Raw genomic sequence first — 15,823 nt, forward strand, 5'->3', positions numbered from 1 at the left:
GTGCGGCGGGACAGCGGGTGCTCACAGCTTCCCGCCCCGTCCGCCGTCCCGCCGCGGGGGTGCGATCAGCGTCGACAGATACGGCAGCGGCGTCCCGTCCAGCTCGGCGGCCGGCCGCACCGACTCCTCCGGCAGGCCCAGCGCCGATCCCCACACCGCGTCCGCCAGCCGCCCGTTCTCCTTCAGCGCCTCGGCGACCTCGGCGGCCTGCCGCCCGAACTTGTACGCGACGACGGTCCCCGGCCCGGCCAGCGCCTCCTTGAGCACGGCGGACCCGGCGGTCACCGGCACCAGCGTCAGCGGCTCGGTGCCCTCGGTCAGCACCGCGCCGGACCGGGCCGCCAGATCCTGCATGGCGGTGATCCCGGGCACGGTCTCCACGACCACGTCCGGCATCAGCTCCGTGATGGTCTGGGCGAGATAGGTGAACGTGGAGTACACGTTGGGATCGCCGATGGTGGCGAAGGCGACGGATCCGTGCGCTGCGAGAAGCGCGGCGACCCGCCCGCCCGCCGCGTCCCAGGCGGCCTCGCGGCGCGCCCGGTCGGTCCGCTCGTTCAGCGCGAACACCACCCGGACGACCTTGTCCTCGGGCACGTAGTGCAACACGGTCGCCTCGGCCCGCCCGCGCTCCCCGGTGTCCATCACGGGTACGACGACGACATCGGCGGCCCGCAGGGCGTTGACCCCCTTGACGGTCACCAGCTCCGGGTCACCGGGACCGACCCCGACTCCGACCAGCCTGCTGCTCATGACGTCCGGCACCTCTCCACGAACCGACGGGCGACACCGGGCTCGGACGCCCAGTGCGTGTGCAGATAACTCGCGTGCACGCCCCGCTGCACGAAACCTTCGACCCGCCGGACGGGCGCCCGCACGCCCCAGGCGGGAGCCTCACCGACGCCGGGCTCGACGACCGTGCGATGGAACTCGTGCCCCCGCATCCGGGTCCCGGCGACGGCCAGCACACTGTCCCCGACGGCCACGGCGTCCCGGTAGCCGAGGGTCAGCCGTTCCGTCATGCGCGCGGTGGCGTCCAGGACGCCGCACATCGGCTGCCCGTCCAGCTGGCGGCACAGGTAGAGCAGCCCGGCGCATTCGGCGGCGACGGGAGCACCGGCGAGGGCCAGTTCGGCGACGGCCTTCCGCAGCGGCTCGTTGGCGGACAGCTCGGCGGCGTACACCTCGGGGAAACCGCCGCCGATGACCAACCCGGCGGCGCCGTCGGGCAGTTGCTCGTCCCGGAGCGGATCGAAGGTGACGACCTCGGCACCGGCGGCGGTGAGCAGCTCGGTGTGCTCGGCGTAGGAGAAGGTGAACGCGGAACCACCGGCGACGGCGACCACCTCACGCTTCCGCGTTGGGGTGACGGGCGGTTCCCACGGGGCGCAGGACAGGTCTCCCGCACTGCGCGCCAGTCCCAGCAGGGCCTGGAGATCGCAACCGCGCTCCACCTGGGCGGCCATCGCCGCCACCGCGTCCGTCGCGCCGGACCGTCGCTCGGCCACCGGTACCAGTCCCAGATGGCGGGACGGCGTGTCCGCCTGAGGAACCCGCCGCAGCACCCCCAGCACGGGCACCCCTGACTGATCCAGCGCCTCCCGCAGCAACTCCTCATGCCGGTCGGACGCGACCTTGTTCAGGATCACGCCCCCGACCCGCACCTCCGGATCCCAGGAAGCGAACCCGTGCACCAGCGCCGCCACCGACCGCGACTGCGACGACGCGTCGACGACGAGCACCACCGGCGCCCGCAGCAGCTTGGCGACATGGGCGGTGGACGCCAGTTCACCCTCCCCGGCCGCCCCGTCGTACAGCCCCATCACGCCCTCGACCACGGCCAGGTCACAGCCCCGCGCCCCGTGCAGGAACAGCGGAGCGACCAGCTCCGGCCCGCACAGGTACGCGTCGAGGTTGCGCCCCACCCGCCCGGTCGCGAGGGCGTGGTACCCGGGGTCGATGTAGTCCGGCCCGACCTTGTGCGGGGACACGGCGAGCCCCCGCGCGGTGAACGCGGCCATCAGCCCCGTGGCGACGGTGGTCTTGCCGCTGCCCGACGAAGGCGCGGCGATGACCAGCCGAGGCACCGACGACGTCACCACTCGATGCCCTTCTGGCCCTTCTGCCCCACGTCCATGGGGTGCTTGACCTTGGACATGTCGGTGACGAGGTCGGCGAAGTCCACCAGCTTCTCCGGCGCGTTCCGCCCGGTGATCACCACATGCTGGGTACCGGGCCGGTTCCGCAGCACGTCCACGACCTCGTCGGTGTCCACCCACCCCCAGTGCATGGGGTAGGCGAACTCGTCCAGCACGTACAGCCGGTAGGTCTCGGCGGCCAGGTCCCGCTTGACCTGCTCCCAGCCCTCCCGGGCCTTCTCCTCGTTGGTCGCGTTGTCACCCTGGATGTCCCGCTGGACCCACGACCAGCCCTCGCCCATCTTGTGCCAGTCGACGGTGCCGCCCTCGCCGGAGGCGCCGAGCACCCGCAGGGCGTTCTCCTCGCCGACCTTCCACTTCGCGGACTTGACGAACTGGAACACCCCGATCGGCCACCCCTGGTTCCAGGCCCGCAGCGCGAGCCCGAACGCGGCGGTGGACTTGCCCTTGCCGACACCGGTGTGCACGACGACCAGCGGACGGTTGCGCCGCTGACGAGTCGTCAAGCCGTCATCGGGTACGACACTCGGCTGCCCCTGAGGCATTACGCGGCCCTCCTGCTGCTGTTGCCCTGCACATCTCTGACGAGACCGGCGATCGAGTCGGCCCGCAGCTCGTCCAGCGTGACGGCCGTACCGCCCAGCTCACCCGCGAGCTGCCCGGCGAGCCCGAGCCGCACCGGACCCGACTCGCAGTCCACGACCACCGACGCGACCCCCTCGGCCGCGAACAGCCGCGCCGCACGTCCGGCCAGCGCCACCGGCTCCGGACCACCCGTGGCCCGCCCGTCGGTCACCACCACGACCAGCGCCCGCCGCGCCGGATCCCGCAGCCGCTCCACCCGCAGCACCTCGTGCGCCCTGAGCAGCCCCGCCGCGAGCGGGGTACGGCCCCCGGTCGGCAGCGACCGGAGCCGGGCCGCCGCCGCGTCCACGGAGGAGGTCGGCGGCAGCGCGACCTCCGCCGAGGCACCCCGGAAGGTCACCAGACCCACCTTGTCCCGCCGCTGATAGGCGTCCAGCAGCAGCGACAGCACAGCACCCTTGACCGCGCTCATCCGCTGCCGCGCCGCCATCGACCCGGAGGCGTCCACGACGAACAGCACGAGGTTGCCCTCGCGTCCCTCCCGCGTCGCCTGCCGCAGATCGTCCCGGCGGATCACCAGTCCCGGCCCGGACCGGCCGCGCGCCCGCTGGTGCGGGGCCGCGGCCTGCACGGTGGCGGCCAGATGCAGCTTGGTCAGCGCCCCCTGGGGACGGCGGGACCCGGTCGTCCGCCCGTGCTCGGTCCGCGCGCGCGAGCGCCGCCCGGCGGCACCCTCCCCGATCCCGGGCACGCTCAGCACCTTGGTCCGGAACGGCTCGGAGGCTTGTGCGGGAGCCTGCTCACCGGCACCGGCAGCCTGCGGTTCCCCGCCCTCACCGGCCTCGGGCCGCGCGGCGCCGTCCCCGCCGCCCTGTGGCCCCGAGTCGGGCCGCGGCCGACCGCCGCCGGGACCGTCCGGGTCCGGATCGTCCTCACCGCTCCCGTCGTCCCCGGAGAACTGCTCCAGCGTCTCGTCCAGCTTGTCCTCGTCCAGCCCCGGCGCGTCGAAGGGGTTACGCCGCCTGCGGTGCGGCAGCGCCAGCAGCGCCGCCTGCCGCACGTCCTCGGCGAGGACGTCGGTCCGCCCGGCCCACGCGGCCAGCGCGGTCGCCGTACGCGCCATCACGATGTCGGCGCGCATGCCGTCCACCTCGAAGGCCGCGCAGGTCGCCGCGATCTGCCGCAGCGCACCGTCGCCCAGCCGCACCTGCGGCAGCAACTGCCGTGCCGCGACGATCCGTTGGCGTACGGAGGCCTCCTCCTCGGCCCACCGCGCGGCGAAACCGGCCGGGTCGTCGTCGTACGCCAGCCGGCGCCGTACCACCTCGACCCGCTGCTCCGGCTCCCGCGAGGCCGCGACCTCCACGGTCAGCCCGAACCGGTCCAGCAGCTGCGGGCGCAGCTCGCCCTCTTCGGGGTTCATGGTGCCGACCAGCAGGAAGCGGGCCGCGTGCCGCACGGAGACGCCCTCGCGCTCCACGTACGAGGCACCCATCGCCGCCGCGTCGAGCAGCAGGTCCACCAGGTGGTCGTGGAGGAGGTTGACCTCGTCGACGTAGAGGATCCCGCGGTGCGCGTCGGCCAGCAGGCCCGGCTGATACGCCTTCACGCCCTCGGCGAGCGCCCGCTCGATGTCCAGGGCCCCGACCAGCCGGTCCTCGGAGGCGCCGACCGGCAGTTCGACCATCCGCGCGGGCCGCCGGGCACCGCCGCCCGGCTCGTGGGGGCCGTCCGGGCAGGACGGGTCCGGTGCCGCCGGGTCGCAGGAGAAGCGGCAGCCGGGCACCACGGCCACCTCCGGCAGCAGCACGGAAAGGGCCCGTACCGCCGTCGACTTGGCCGTGCCCTTCTCGCCGCGCACCAGCACACCGCCGACCGCCGGGGAGACGGCGTTCAGCAGCAGCGCGAGCCGCAGGTCGTCCTGACCGACAACGGCCGTGAAGGGGAAGGGGGTGGTCACTGGTCGTCGCCCTCCAAGTCGCCTTCGAGCTCCAGGTAGGTGGCCCGCAGCCGCTCCAGCGTGTCCGCGTCCGGCTCGGCCCACAGGCCCCGGTCCGCCGCCTCCAGCAGCCGCTCGGTGATGCCGCGCAGCGCCCACGGGTTGGACTTCCTCATGAAGTCCCGGTTCTCCGGGTCGAAGACGTACTCCGCGCTGAGCTTCTCGTACATCCAGTCGTCGACCACGCCGGCGGTGGCGTCGTAGCCGAACAGGTAGTCCACCGTCGCCGCCATCTCGAAGGCGCCCTTGTAGCCGTGCCGGCGCATGGCCGCCATCCAGCGCGGGTTGACCACCCGGGCCCGGAAGACCCGGTGGGTCTCCTCGCCGAGCGTGCGGGTCCTCACCTGGTCGGGTACGGCGGAATCGCCCACGTACGCCTCGGGGTTGGCGCCGGTCAGGTGCCGCACCATGGCCACCATGCCGCCGTGGTACTGGAAGTAGTCGTCGGCGTCGACCAGGTCGTGCTCGCGCGTGTCGACGTTCTTGGCCGCCACCGCGATCCGCCTGAACGCCGTCTCCATGTCCCCGCGCGCCGCCCGCCCGTCGAGCCCGCGCCCGTAGGCGTAGCCGCCCCAGACGGCGTACACCTCGGCGAGGTCGGCGTCCGAGCGCCAGTTCCGGGCGTCGATCAGCGGCAGCAGACCCGCGCCGTACGCCCCCGGCTTGGAGCCGAAGATCCGGGCCGTCGCGCGCCGCCGGTCGCCGTGCCCGGCGGCGTCCTCGTCGGCGTGGGCCTTCACGAAGTTGCTCCCGGCGGGCTCGTCCAGCTCGGCCACGGCCCGTACGGCGTCGTCGATCAGGCCGACGACGTGCGGGAACGCGTCCCGGAAGAACCCGGAGATACGGACCGTGACGTCGATGCGCGGCCGGCCCAGCTCCTGGAGCGGGACCACCTCGAAGCCCGTGACCCGGCGCGAGGCGTCGTCCCACACCGGACGGCAGCCCAGCAGCGCCAGGATCTCGGCGATGTCGTCGCCCTGGGTGCGCATCGCCGACGTGCCCCAGACGGTCAGGCCCACCGACTTCGGGTACTCGCCCGTGTCCTGCAGGTACCTCTGCACCAGGGAGTCGGCCAGCGACTGACCGACCTCCCAGCTCAGCCGTGACGGAATGGCCTTGGGGTCCACCGAGTAGAAGTTCCGGCCGGTCGGCAGCACGTTCACCAGGCCACGGGTCGGCGAACCCGACGGGCCGGCCGGGACGTAGCCGCCGTCCAGGGCCCGCAGGATGTGCCCGATCTCGTCGGTGGTGCGCGCGAGGCGGGGGACGACCTCGTCGCAGGCGAACTCCAGCACCGCGACGGCGTCCGGGAGTTCGGTGCGGAGCACGTCACCGAGGACGGCGGGTACGGCCGCGCGGTCCCAGGCCCGCTCCTCCATGCCCTCCGCGATCCGCCGGCACAGCTGCTCCAGCAGGTCGATCGCGTCGGAGGCGGTACGCGCCGGCCCCTCCACCAGGTCGGTCAGCTCCACCGGCACCTTCACCGGGGCACCGGGCTCGGCCAGCAGCTCCTTCTCCACCAGCCCGAAGTGGGCGGCGAGGGATGCCCTGAGCCCCGGCAGCGCGTTCGCCTGCCCGCCCCACACCTGCGAGGCGCGCAGCACGGCCAGCACCAGGTTCACCCGGGGCTCACCGACCGGGCCGCCGCCCAGGATGTGCAGGCCGTCGCGGATCTGCACGTCCTTGATCTCGCACAGATAGCCGTCGATGTGCATGACGAACTCGTCGAACTCGGCGTCGTCCGGCTGCTCGTCCACATGCAGGTCGTGGTGCAGCTCGGCCGCCTTGACCAGCGTCCAGATCTGGGCGCGGACGGCCGGGGCCTTCGCCGGGTCCAGGTCGGAGACGAGCGCGTACTCGTCCAGCAGCTGCTCCAGCTTGGCCAGGTCGCCGTAGGTGTCGGCCCGGGCCATCGGCGGCACGAGGTGGTCCACCACCGTGGCGTGCCCGCGCCGCTTGGCCTGGGTGCCCTCACCGGGGTCGTTGACGATGAACGGGTAGATCAGCGGCAGGTCGCCGAGGACGGCGTCCGGAGCGCACCCCCGCGACAGACCCAGCCCCTTGCCGGGCAGCCACTCCATCGTGCCGTGCTTGCCCATGTGCACGATCGCGTCGGCACCGAACGAGTTCTCCAGCCACCGGTACGCCGCCATGTAGTGGTGCGAGGGCGGCATGTCCGGGTCGTGGTAGATCGCGATCGGGTTCTCGCCGAAGCCGCGCGGCGGCTGGATCGTGACCACGACGTTCCCGAACTGGAGGGACGCCAGCACGATGTCGTCGCCGTCGACGTACAGGCTGCCCGGCGGCTCGCCCCACGCCTCGGTCATGGCTTCCTTGAGGTCCGGGTCGAGCCTGTCGAACCACGCCCGGTAGTCCGCCAGCGGCACCCGCGCGGGCGCCGCCGCCAGCTGCTCCTCGGTCAGCCACTCGACGTCGTGGCCGCCGGCCTCGATCAGCCGGTGGATCAACTCGTCGCCCCCGGAGGGGTATTCGGTCAGCGAGTAACCGGCGTCCCGGAGCGCGTCCAGCACCCGCACCGCCGAGGCGGGCGTGTCCAGACCGACCGCGTTGCCGACCCGGGAGTGCTTGGTCGGGTACGCGGTGAAGACCAGCGCGACCTTCTTCTCGGCGTTCGGCTTGTGCTTCAACCGCGCGTGCCGCAGGGCGATTCCCGCCACCCGCGCGGCCCGCTCGGGATCGGCGACGTACACCGGGACCTCGTCGGGACCCTGCTCCTTGAAGGAGAACGGCACGGTGATCAGCCGGCCGTCGAACTCCGGGATCGCGACCTGCATCGCCGCGTCCATGGGGGAGAGGGCGGCGTCCGACTCCTCCCACGCGGACCGCGAGGAGGTGAGGCAGAGTCCTTGCAGCACAGGGATGTCGAGATCGGCGAGCGCGCCGATGTCCCAGGCCTCCTCGTCACCGCCCGCCGAGGCCTGCGAGGCGTGCGTGCCGCCTGCCGCCAGCACGGTCGCGATCAGCGCGTCCGCCTTCCCCAGCAGCTCGTACAGCCCGGCGTCCGCGCCGCGCAGCGAACCGCAGTAGAGGGGCAGCGCGTTGGCGCCCGCCGCCTCGATCGCCTCGCACAGGGTGTCCACGAAGGCGGTGTTGCCGCTGAGCTCGTGCGCCCGGTAGAAGAGCACGCCCACGGTCGGACGGCCCTCCCGCAGCTCGTAGCAGCCGTGGACGCCGTACTCCGGCATCTTCCGCGGTTCCTCGAAGCCCTCACCGGTCAGCAGCACGGTGTCCGACAGGAACCGGGACAGCTCCAGCAGGTTCGCGGGACCGCCCTCGACCAGGTACTTCAGGGCCTCCGCCACCACACCGGCCGGCACGCTCGACTCGGCCATCAGCTCCGCGTCCGGCACGGCCTCGCCGCCCAGCAGCACGGTCGGGATCCCTGCCGCCCTCAGCGCCGCGAGCCCGTCCTCCCAGGCCCGCTTGCCGCCCAGCAGCCGTACGACGGCGAGGTCCGCGCCCGCCAGCAGCCCCGGCAGCTCCTGCTCGACGTCCACCCGCGTCGGGTTGCCGATCCGGTAGTCCGCGCCCGAGGCCCGGGCCGCCAGCAGATCCGTGTCGGCGGTCGACAACAACAACACTGTGCTCATGCAGGCGCTCCCGGTGGGATGAAAGGCAGTCCTTGCGGCGCGCCCGACTCGATGAGCCGCCACAGCGCGTCCGTGTCCGCGTGCTGTTCGATCAGGTCGCCGAGCCGGTCGAGCTGCTCCTCGCGCAGCGCGGCGAAGGAGGTGTCCGGCGCGGGCACGAAGCGGCGGCCCGCGGCGGCGGCCACCTCGCGCAGGAAGGCCCGCCGGAAGCCGTCCGACTCCAGGGAACCGTGCCAGTGGGTGCCCCAGGCCTGGCCGACCCGGCAGCCGTCCAGGAAGGGCTCCCCGCCCAGGACTTCGGCCACTCCGTGGTGGATCTCGTACCCCTCGACCCGCTCGCCGAGGGCCTCTCCGGACGGCCGGGTGAGGGTCTTCTCGCGGGCGAACCGCACCCGCACGGGCAGCACGCCGAGCCCGTCGACCGCGCCGGCCCGCGACTCGACCTCGTCCTCGATGTGCTCGCCGAGGATCTGGAAGCCGCCGCAGACGCCGAGGACCGGGCGCCCTTCGGCGGCCCTTCGGACGAGGGCGTCCGCGAGCCCGCGCTCGCGCAGCCACTCCAGCGCCCGCACGGTTCCGCGCGTGCCCGGGATGACGACCAGGTCCGCGTCCGCCAGCTCCTCCGGCCGGTCCACGAACCGCACCACCACACCCGGTTCGGCGGCCAGCGCGTCCACGTCGGTGAAGTTGGACATGAGCGGAATCGCGCACACGGCGACCCGCAGCACGTCCTCCCCGACGGGGGGAGCCACGGTGGACTCCCGGACGGTTCCGCGCAGGGAGACCCTCAGCCCGTCCTCCTCGTCGATGCCGAGCCCGTGCCGGAACGGCAGCACGCCGTACTTGCGCCGCCCGGTGAGGCCGTACAGCATCTCCAGTCCGGGCTCCAGCAGGGAGACATCCCCCCGGAACTTGTTCACCAGGAACCCGGCGACCAGCTCCTGGTCCTCCGGCGACAGCAGGGCCACGGTCCCGAAGAAGGACGCGAAGACGCCCCCGCGGTCGATGTCGCCGACGATGAGCACGGGCAGCCGCGCACCCCGGGCGATCCCCATGTTCACGATGTCCGTCCGGCGCAGATTGATCTCCGCCGGGGAGCCCGCGCCCTCACAGATCACCGCGTCATACGTGCCCCGCAACTCGGCCAGGCAGTCCAGCACGGTGCCGAGGAGCTTCTGCTGCCGCCCGCCGTGGTACCCGCGCGCGCTCAGCTCGCCCACCGGCTTGCCCAGCAGCACCACCTGGCTGCTCTGTTCGCCGCCCGGCTTGAGCAGCACCGGGTTCATCAGCGCGGTCGGCTCGATCCGGCACGCCTGCGCCTGCATCGCCTGTGCCCGCCCGATCTCGGCGCCCTCGCGGGTCACGAAGGAGTTGAGCGACATGTTCTGCGCCTTGAACGGCGCGACCTTCACACCCTGACGCACCAGCCACCGGCAGATCCCGGCCGTCACGACGCTCTTGCCGGCGTCGGAGGTGGTGCCGGCGACGAGGAGTCCCCCGTTCACTTCCCACGTCCCTTCGGGCTCTTGAGGCTCTTGACGCCGCTGACGAGGAGGCGCGCGGCGACCGTGGTGCCGAGCGCGAGCAGGCCGACGCGGCGGGAGAGCCGTACGGCCCGGTCGATGTCGGTGACCCGAACGGCCCGGCCGGTGTCCCCGTTGAGCACGGGCCGGTGCTCGACGCGGCCGCCGTAGGAGAGGGTGCCGCCGAGCCGCACACCGAGCGCGCCCGCGAAGGAGGCTTCCACGGGCCCGGCGTTGGGGCTCGGGTGCTTGGGGGCGTCGGCCTTCCAGGCGCGCAGGGCACCGAGCGGGTCGGGTCCGGCCGCGGCGGCGAGTACGGCGGTCAGCCGGGCCCCCGGCCAGCCGGCCAGGTCGTCCAGCCGGGCCGAGGCCCAGCCGTAGCGGCGGTAGCGGGGGGACTTGTGACCGACCATCGCGTCCAGGGTGTTGACGGCCCGGAAGCCCAGCAGTCCCGGCACCCCGGCGACGGCCCCCCACACCAGGGCGCCCACGACGGCGTCCGAGGTGTTCTCCGCGACCGACTCGACGACGGCCCGGGCGATCCCGTCGGCGTCCAGCGCCTGCGGGTCCCGGCCGCACAGATGCGGCAGCCGCGCCCGCGCCGCATCGACGTCCCCGGACTCCAGGGCGCGCCCGATCGTGCGGGCCTCCCGGGCGAGCGACGTACCGCCCACCACTGCCCAGGTGGCCGCGGCGGTCAGCGCGACGGAGGCGGCGGGGGAGGGGCGCACGGCGCGTGCGGCCAGCGTGCCGAGTGCGACGGCGCCACCGGCGCACACGGCGGTGTGCGCGGCGCCCCAGCCGCGGTGGTCGTGCCACAACGCGCGGTCCACGGCAGCGGCCGCACGCCCGAACGCGGCGACCGGATGTCCCCGGCGCGGGTCGCCGAGAAGCAGGTCACCGAGAAGGCCGGCGGCGGCGCCGTACGCGTACGTGCGATCGGCACCCATCGGCTCAGTCGGCCGCGGGGTGAAGAGCGGGCCTGGTAGCGGTCCTTGTCCTTCGGCAGCCGGGCATGGCGATCGATGTCCTCACTCAGGGTGTCCGCGCCCTGGTTCGACGAGATTCGGCGGTGAGAGTTCCTGGCTCCCGAGGGGTTCTTCCCCGGTGACAGTGGCGGGACCGCGCCGGATTCGCACCGGCTTCCTCTCCTTGCCGCCGTACATGGCCTGGGCAGTCCACCACGCCCCCGGAACGGCCGTCAACTTGCCGTTGACCTGCGAGGGGAGAGTGTGCCGATCCCCACATCGCGGGACACCCGTGACCTCCGGGCATGGCGAAGGCTCCCCTCCGTCCTGGACGGAGAGGAGCCTTCGTGACGCCCGATTCGTGTGGCTCGGTCAGGACTTGGACACGATGAGGAAGATGCCGTACGCCACCGCCGCCGCGCACGCGGCGAAGCAGACGTACGCGCCGGTCACCGCGAGGGGGGCGGAACCGCCCTGCGCCGCGGCCTTCTCGCGCCGCGCCAGACCGCCCACGCCGAGGGTGAACAGGGCCACCAGGCCCACGGTGAACACGAGGCTGGCGCCGAAGACGGAGCCGAGGGCCGACCAGTCGATCTTCATGGGGTTGCTTCCTTGGGTACCGGTGTGCCGGGGTCAGACGGTCGCGGCCGGCGGGGCGGCCTCGGGCGCGGGCTCGGTGGCGGCCGGCGAGGGGATCGTGGCCGTCAGGTTCTCGCTGATCGTGCCCGCCGGGGGCGGGGTCACCGCGGCGATGGCGGCGGTCACCACACCGGCCGGCTCCTCGGGCCCGTCGACGACGTTGGTGTGGTCGACGACCTCGCGGCGGGAGATCTTCCAGATCGCGGCGCTCGCGGCGACCAGGAAGACGGCGACCAGCGCGGTGCCCCAGCCACCGAGACCCGTGACGGACTCGGCGCCCGCGCCGACCAGCGCGGCGGCCGGGAGGGTGAGCACCCAGGCGATCGCCATGCGGCTGGCGGTGGACCAGCGGACCACCCCGCCCTTGCGGCCGAGGCCCGCGCCCATCACCGAGCCGGAGACGACGTGCGTGGTGGAGAGGGAGAAGCCCAGGTGCGAGGAGGCCAGGATGGCGGTCGCGGCGCTGGTCTGGGCGGCGAAGCCCTGGCGCGGCTCCAGGTCGGTCAGGCCCTTGCCCATGGTGCGGATGATCCGCCAGCCGCCGATGTAGGTGCCGAGCGCGATGGCCAGGCCGGCGGAGAGGATGACCCAGGTGGGAGGGTTCGAGCCCGGGGCGATGGCACCGCCCGCGATCAGCGCGAGGGTGATGATGCCCATCGTCTTCTGGGCGTCGTTGGTGCCGTGGGCGAGGGAGACCAGGCCGGCGGAGGCGATCTGGCCGGCGCGGTAGCCCTTGCGGGTGGCCTCGCCCTCGGCCTTGCCGCCGATGCCGTAGGAGAACCGGGTGGCCAGCATCGAGGCGACGCCCGCCACGATCGGCGCGGCGACCGCGGGGAGCAGCACCTTGGTGACCAGGACGTCACCGTGCACGGCGCCGAAGCCGGCGGAGGCGACGGTGGCACCGATCAGGCCGCCCATCAGGGCGTGCGAGGAGCTCGAGGGGAGGCCCACCAGCCAGGTCAGCAGGTTCCAGAGGATCGCGCCGACCAGGGCGGCGAAGATGACCTCGGGACGGATGCCGGTCTCGTCGACGAGACCCTTGGAGATCGTGTTGGCGACCTCCACGGAGAGGAAGGCGCCCACCAGGTTGAGCGCGGCGGACATGGTCACCGCGATCTTGGGCTTCAGCGCGCCTGTGGAGATGGTGGTGGCCATCGCGTTGGCGGTGTCGTGGAAACCGTTCGTGAAATCGAACGCGAGCGCGGTTACCACCACTATCGCGAGGATCAGCGAGAAGCTTTCCATTTACCCAGGCAATCGTTCGAGGTCATTGGCTGGACGACCGTAGGCAACCTGGGTGAACGGAAGATGAACTGGGACAGGCGTCGGGGTGTCGGTAGAGGGGTGTTGGGGTTCCGCTTGACCTCGGCGGCCCAGGCGCCCCTTGGCTACCGGCCCCGCGCGAAGGCCCGCAGCCGGCTCGGGGAGCCGTTGAAGAGATTCTGGTCACCCGGCAGCCGCCCCCTGCTGCCGTACTGCCAGAACGTCCAGTACCGCCACCCGCCTGGGAGCTTCCCCGGCCGCGAGGTGCCGTGCCGGGCGATCCACAGGGCGTGGCTCCTGGCGAAGGCGCGGCTGTTGCCGGTGCACGTCCGCCACCACTGGGCCGTCGTGTAGATGACCGGGCGGCGGCCGGTCTCCCGCTTGACCTCGTTGCTGAAGGACCGGATCCAGCGGACCATCCGCTTCCAGCCCAGCCCGTAGCACTTGTGCTTCTTGTTGTACGGGTTGTATTCGATGTCGAGCGCGGGCGGCAGCGTCCGGCCGTCCGCCCGCCAGTCCCCGCCGTGCCGCACGAAGTACGAGGCCTGCCGGGCGCCGGAGGACCTGTCCGGCCGGGCGAAGTGGTACGCGCCCCGGTACAGGCCCGCCTCGCGCGCACCGTTGTACTGCTGCGAGAAGTAGGGGTTGCGGTAGTCCGTGGACTCGGTCGCCTTGACGTAGACGAACCGCGCGCCCCGGGACCGGGCGGCCGCCCAGTCGACGCGCTTCTGGTGGGACGAGACGTCGTGCCCCCGGGGCAGGCCCGAGGCGCGTGCCTCGGGCGCGGCGGCCACGGCCGAGGTGCCCATGAGGGCGAGCACCGCGGTGGCCGCTGCGAGGACACCGGCGCGGTGACGGAGAGGGGTGCGTTCGCTGGCCATGTGTCTCCCCGGGTCGGCGGACGAGGGATCGCCCGGCGGGCAAGAGTGACCATTGAAGGTCCGGTGATCACCGCAGCAGCGGCTTTTTGCGGCGATTCACCCCGACTTTCGCCCATTCGGGGGTGCGTGCTTGCGGCCGGAAGCGACCGTCCACCCCCTCCCCCCGGGCGCGGCTGGCAGGATCGCGGCATGGCTGAGCAGCGGCGGGACGCGGAACGGGACCGGATCTGGGCGGAGCTGGTCGGGACGGCACGGCGGACCGTAGCGGACGGGCTGGTGGTCGGCACCTCGGGGAACGTCTCGGCCCGCGTCGGCGACCTGGTGCTCGTCACCCCGTCCGGCGTGCCGTACGACCGGCTCGGCCCGGACGACATCACCGGCGTCGACCTCACCGGACACCAGGTGCTCGGCACGCTGGTGCCGACCAGCGAGCTGCCCATGCACCTCGCCGTCTACCGCACCACCGACGCCCGGGCGGTCGTCCACACCCACGCCGTGCACGCGACGGCGGTCTCCACGCTCGTGCCCGAGCTGCCGCTGGTCCACTACATGGCCGCCGCCCTCGGCGGCCCGGTGCGCGTCGCCCCCTACGCCACGTACGGCACCGACGAGCTCGCCGAGCACATGCTCCGCGCCCTGGCCGGCCGCTCCGGCTGCCTCCTGCAGAACCACGGCACGATCACCTACGGCGCCGGCCTCGACCAGGCCTACGACCGCACCGCCCAGCTGGAGTGGATGTGCCGTCTCTGGCTGACGGCGTCCTCGGTACCGGGCCTGACCCCGTCCCTGTTGACAGAGGCACAACTGGCCGAGGTCGGGGAACGCTTGAAGGGGTACGGCCAACGGAGGTGACCCCGTGCTGCCCAGCCCTTCGCCCCGACGCCTTCTCGACCGCCTCGCCCACCTTGCCGCGCCCGCTCCTCGCCGATCGGTTCCGGCGGCTTCACCTGGTCCCGTCCTTCGGCTGGCCGGTGACGACGGCCCCCACGACACTGGACCCGTGCGCACCGTCAAAGCCGCCGCCCTCACCACGGCCATAGCCGCCGGCATGGCAGTGGCGTCCGTCGCCGCCGGCCGCATCGCCAGCGACGCCGCGCTGAAGGCGCCCGCGGGCCGCCCCCTGCCCACCGAACCCCGCCTCACCGTGCACGGCACCGCCGCCGGCCAGATCACCCTCACCCGCGACCTGGCCTCGCTGCGCCCCGGCACCTACGGTCTCGCCGGCGACGGCTCCCACGCGGTCGTCGGCCCGGTCCTGGACGCGGCCCCGCACGCGGCCGACACCGTCGTACGCCGCCTGGAGGGCGTCACCCACGGCACCCTCGCCCCCGGCGACCCGGTGTGGCTCACCCCGAACCTGTACGTCGGCAACCCCGGCACCGCCCTCGGCCTCGACCACGCCGACATCGACGTGCCCGGCGAACTCGGCGAGCTGCCCGCCTGGTTCGTGCCCGGGGCCCGGGGCACCTGGGTCATCGCCGTGCACGGCCTCGGCACCACCCGGGAACAGGCCATGAACCTCATGGCCCCCCTGCACGGCCGCCGGGTGCCGGTCCTCGCGCTCGCCTACCGCGGCGACCTCGGCGCCCCGCGCCCTGCGGACGGCCTGAACCACCTCGGCGAGACCGAGTGGCGCGACCTGGACGCGGCGATCCGCTACGCCGTGCGCCACGGCGCCCGCCGGGTCGTCCTGCTCGGCTGGTCCACCGGCGCCACCATGGCCCTGCGCGCCGCCGAGCACTCCGCGGTGCGCGAGCGCATCGCCGGACTGGTCCTCGACTCCCCGGTGCTCAGCTGGGAGGCCACGCTGCGGGCCCTCGCCCGGGCCCGCCGCACCCCGCAGCCGCTGCTGCCGCTCGCGGTGCGCGCCGCCCAGGGCCGGACCGGCCTGTACGCCGACCGGATCCCCGAGCTCACCGACCCGGACCTGCTGACCGTGCCGACCCTGATCTTCCACGGGCCCGGGGACCAGGTGGCCCCCTGGGAGTTCTCCCGCCGGCTCGCCCGCCGCCGCCCGGACCTGGTCGCCCTGCACACCGTCCCCGAGGCCCCGCACGCGGCGATGTGGAACGCCGACCCCAAGGAGTACGAGGAGCGGCTGCGCCGCTTCCTGACCCCGCTGCTCTGAGGACCCTCCCAGCCCTCCGGCGGGCGCCGAGGGCCCGGTGCCGAGCATTCCGTTTAAGGCCGTACGA

At 73.4% G+C, this 15,823-nt stretch carries 12 protein-coding genes and 1 riboswitch; of the genes, 2 read left to right on the forward strand and 10 right to left on the reverse strand.

Going from position 1 to position 15,823, the window contains the following annotated elements; genetic code table 11:
- Positions 1-21: 21 nt before the first annotated feature.
- The 10 genes from cobI to FB563_RS25595 form a co-directional block, all read right to left on the reverse strand.
- Complete coding sequence (gene cobI, locus FB563_RS25550) at positions 22-753, reverse strand: precorrin-2 C(20)-methyltransferase (RefSeq protein WP_107100517.1); 732 nt, start codon at positions 751-753, stop codon at positions 22-24.
- A complete protein-coding gene (locus tag FB563_RS25555) occupies positions 750-2,099 on the reverse strand; it encodes a cobyrinic acid a,c-diamide synthase CobB (protein ID WP_055704326.1) in 1,350 nt (449 codons plus the stop codon). The genes cobI and FB563_RS25555 overlap by 4 nt, the downstream gene beginning before the upstream one ends.
- Positions 2,096-2,704 (reverse strand): cob(I)yrinic acid a,c-diamide adenosyltransferase, encoded by a 609-nt coding sequence (cobO, locus tag FB563_RS25560; RefSeq protein WP_055704317.1) that lies wholly within the window; start codon positions 2,702-2,704, stop codon positions 2,096-2,098. The genes FB563_RS25555 and cobO overlap by 4 nt, the downstream gene beginning before the upstream one ends.
- Entirely contained in the window at positions 2,704-4,704 is a 2,001-nt protein-coding gene (locus FB563_RS25565; RefSeq protein ID WP_055704316.1) for a putative cobaltochelatase, read from the reverse strand. Before FB563_RS25565 ends, cobO begins: the two co-directional genes overlap by 1 nt.
- The gene (cobN, locus tag FB563_RS25570; RefSeq protein ID WP_199832720.1) at positions 4,701-8,354 is read right to left on the reverse strand and encodes a cobaltochelatase subunit CobN; all 3,654 of its coding nucleotides are present in this window, start codon (positions 8,352-8,354) and stop codon (positions 4,701-4,703) included. Before cobN ends, FB563_RS25565 begins: the two co-directional genes overlap by 4 nt.
- Positions 8,351-9,859 (reverse strand): cobyric acid synthase, encoded by a 1,509-nt coding sequence (locus FB563_RS25575; RefSeq protein WP_055704314.1) that lies wholly within the window; start codon positions 9,857-9,859, stop codon positions 8,351-8,353. The genes cobN and FB563_RS25575 overlap by 4 nt, the downstream gene beginning before the upstream one ends.
- Positions 9,856-10,827 (reverse strand): cobalamin biosynthesis protein, encoded by a 972-nt coding sequence (locus FB563_RS25580; RefSeq protein ID WP_055704313.1) that lies wholly within the window; start codon positions 10,825-10,827, stop codon positions 9,856-9,858. Before FB563_RS25580 ends, FB563_RS25575 begins: the two co-directional genes overlap by 4 nt.
- A 104-nt stretch (positions 10,828-10,931) precedes the next feature.
- Positions 10,932-11,075: riboswitch (cobalamin riboswitch) on the reverse strand.
- 142 nt (positions 11,076-11,217) lie between these two features.
- A complete protein-coding gene (locus FB563_RS25585) occupies positions 11,218-11,445 on the reverse strand; it encodes a hypothetical protein (RefSeq protein WP_055704312.1) in 228 nt (75 codons plus the stop codon).
- 33 nt (positions 11,446-11,478) lie between these two features.
- Positions 11,479-12,729 (reverse strand): inorganic phosphate transporter, encoded by a 1,251-nt coding sequence (locus FB563_RS25590; RefSeq protein WP_055704311.1) that lies wholly within the window; start codon positions 12,727-12,729, stop codon positions 11,479-11,481.
- A gap of 143 nt (positions 12,730-12,872) precedes the next feature.
- Positions 12,873-13,628, reverse strand: coding sequence for a lysozyme (locus tag FB563_RS25595; protein WP_055704310.1), 756 nt, complete (start codon positions 13,626-13,628; stop codon positions 12,873-12,875).
- 189 nt (positions 13,629-13,817) lie between these two features.
- Between FB563_RS25595 and FB563_RS25600 the strand changes: the two genes are divergently transcribed.
- Together FB563_RS25600 and FB563_RS25605 are read left to right on the forward strand one after the other, a co-directional pair.
- Complete coding sequence (locus tag FB563_RS25600) at positions 13,818-14,480, forward strand: class II aldolase/adducin family protein (protein ID WP_055704309.1); 663 nt, start codon at positions 13,818-13,820, stop codon at positions 14,478-14,480.
- Positions 14,481-14,628: 148 nt separating this feature from the next.
- Complete coding sequence (locus tag FB563_RS25605; RefSeq protein ID WP_055704308.1) at positions 14,629-15,756, forward strand: alpha/beta hydrolase; 1,128 nt, start codon at positions 14,629-14,631, stop codon at positions 15,754-15,756.
- Positions 15,757-15,823 lie beyond the last annotated feature (67 nt).

This window comes from Streptomyces puniciscabiei, assembly GCF_006715785.1.
Lineage (GTDB): Bacteria > Actinomycetota > Actinomycetes > Streptomycetales > Streptomycetaceae > Streptomyces > Streptomyces puniciscabiei.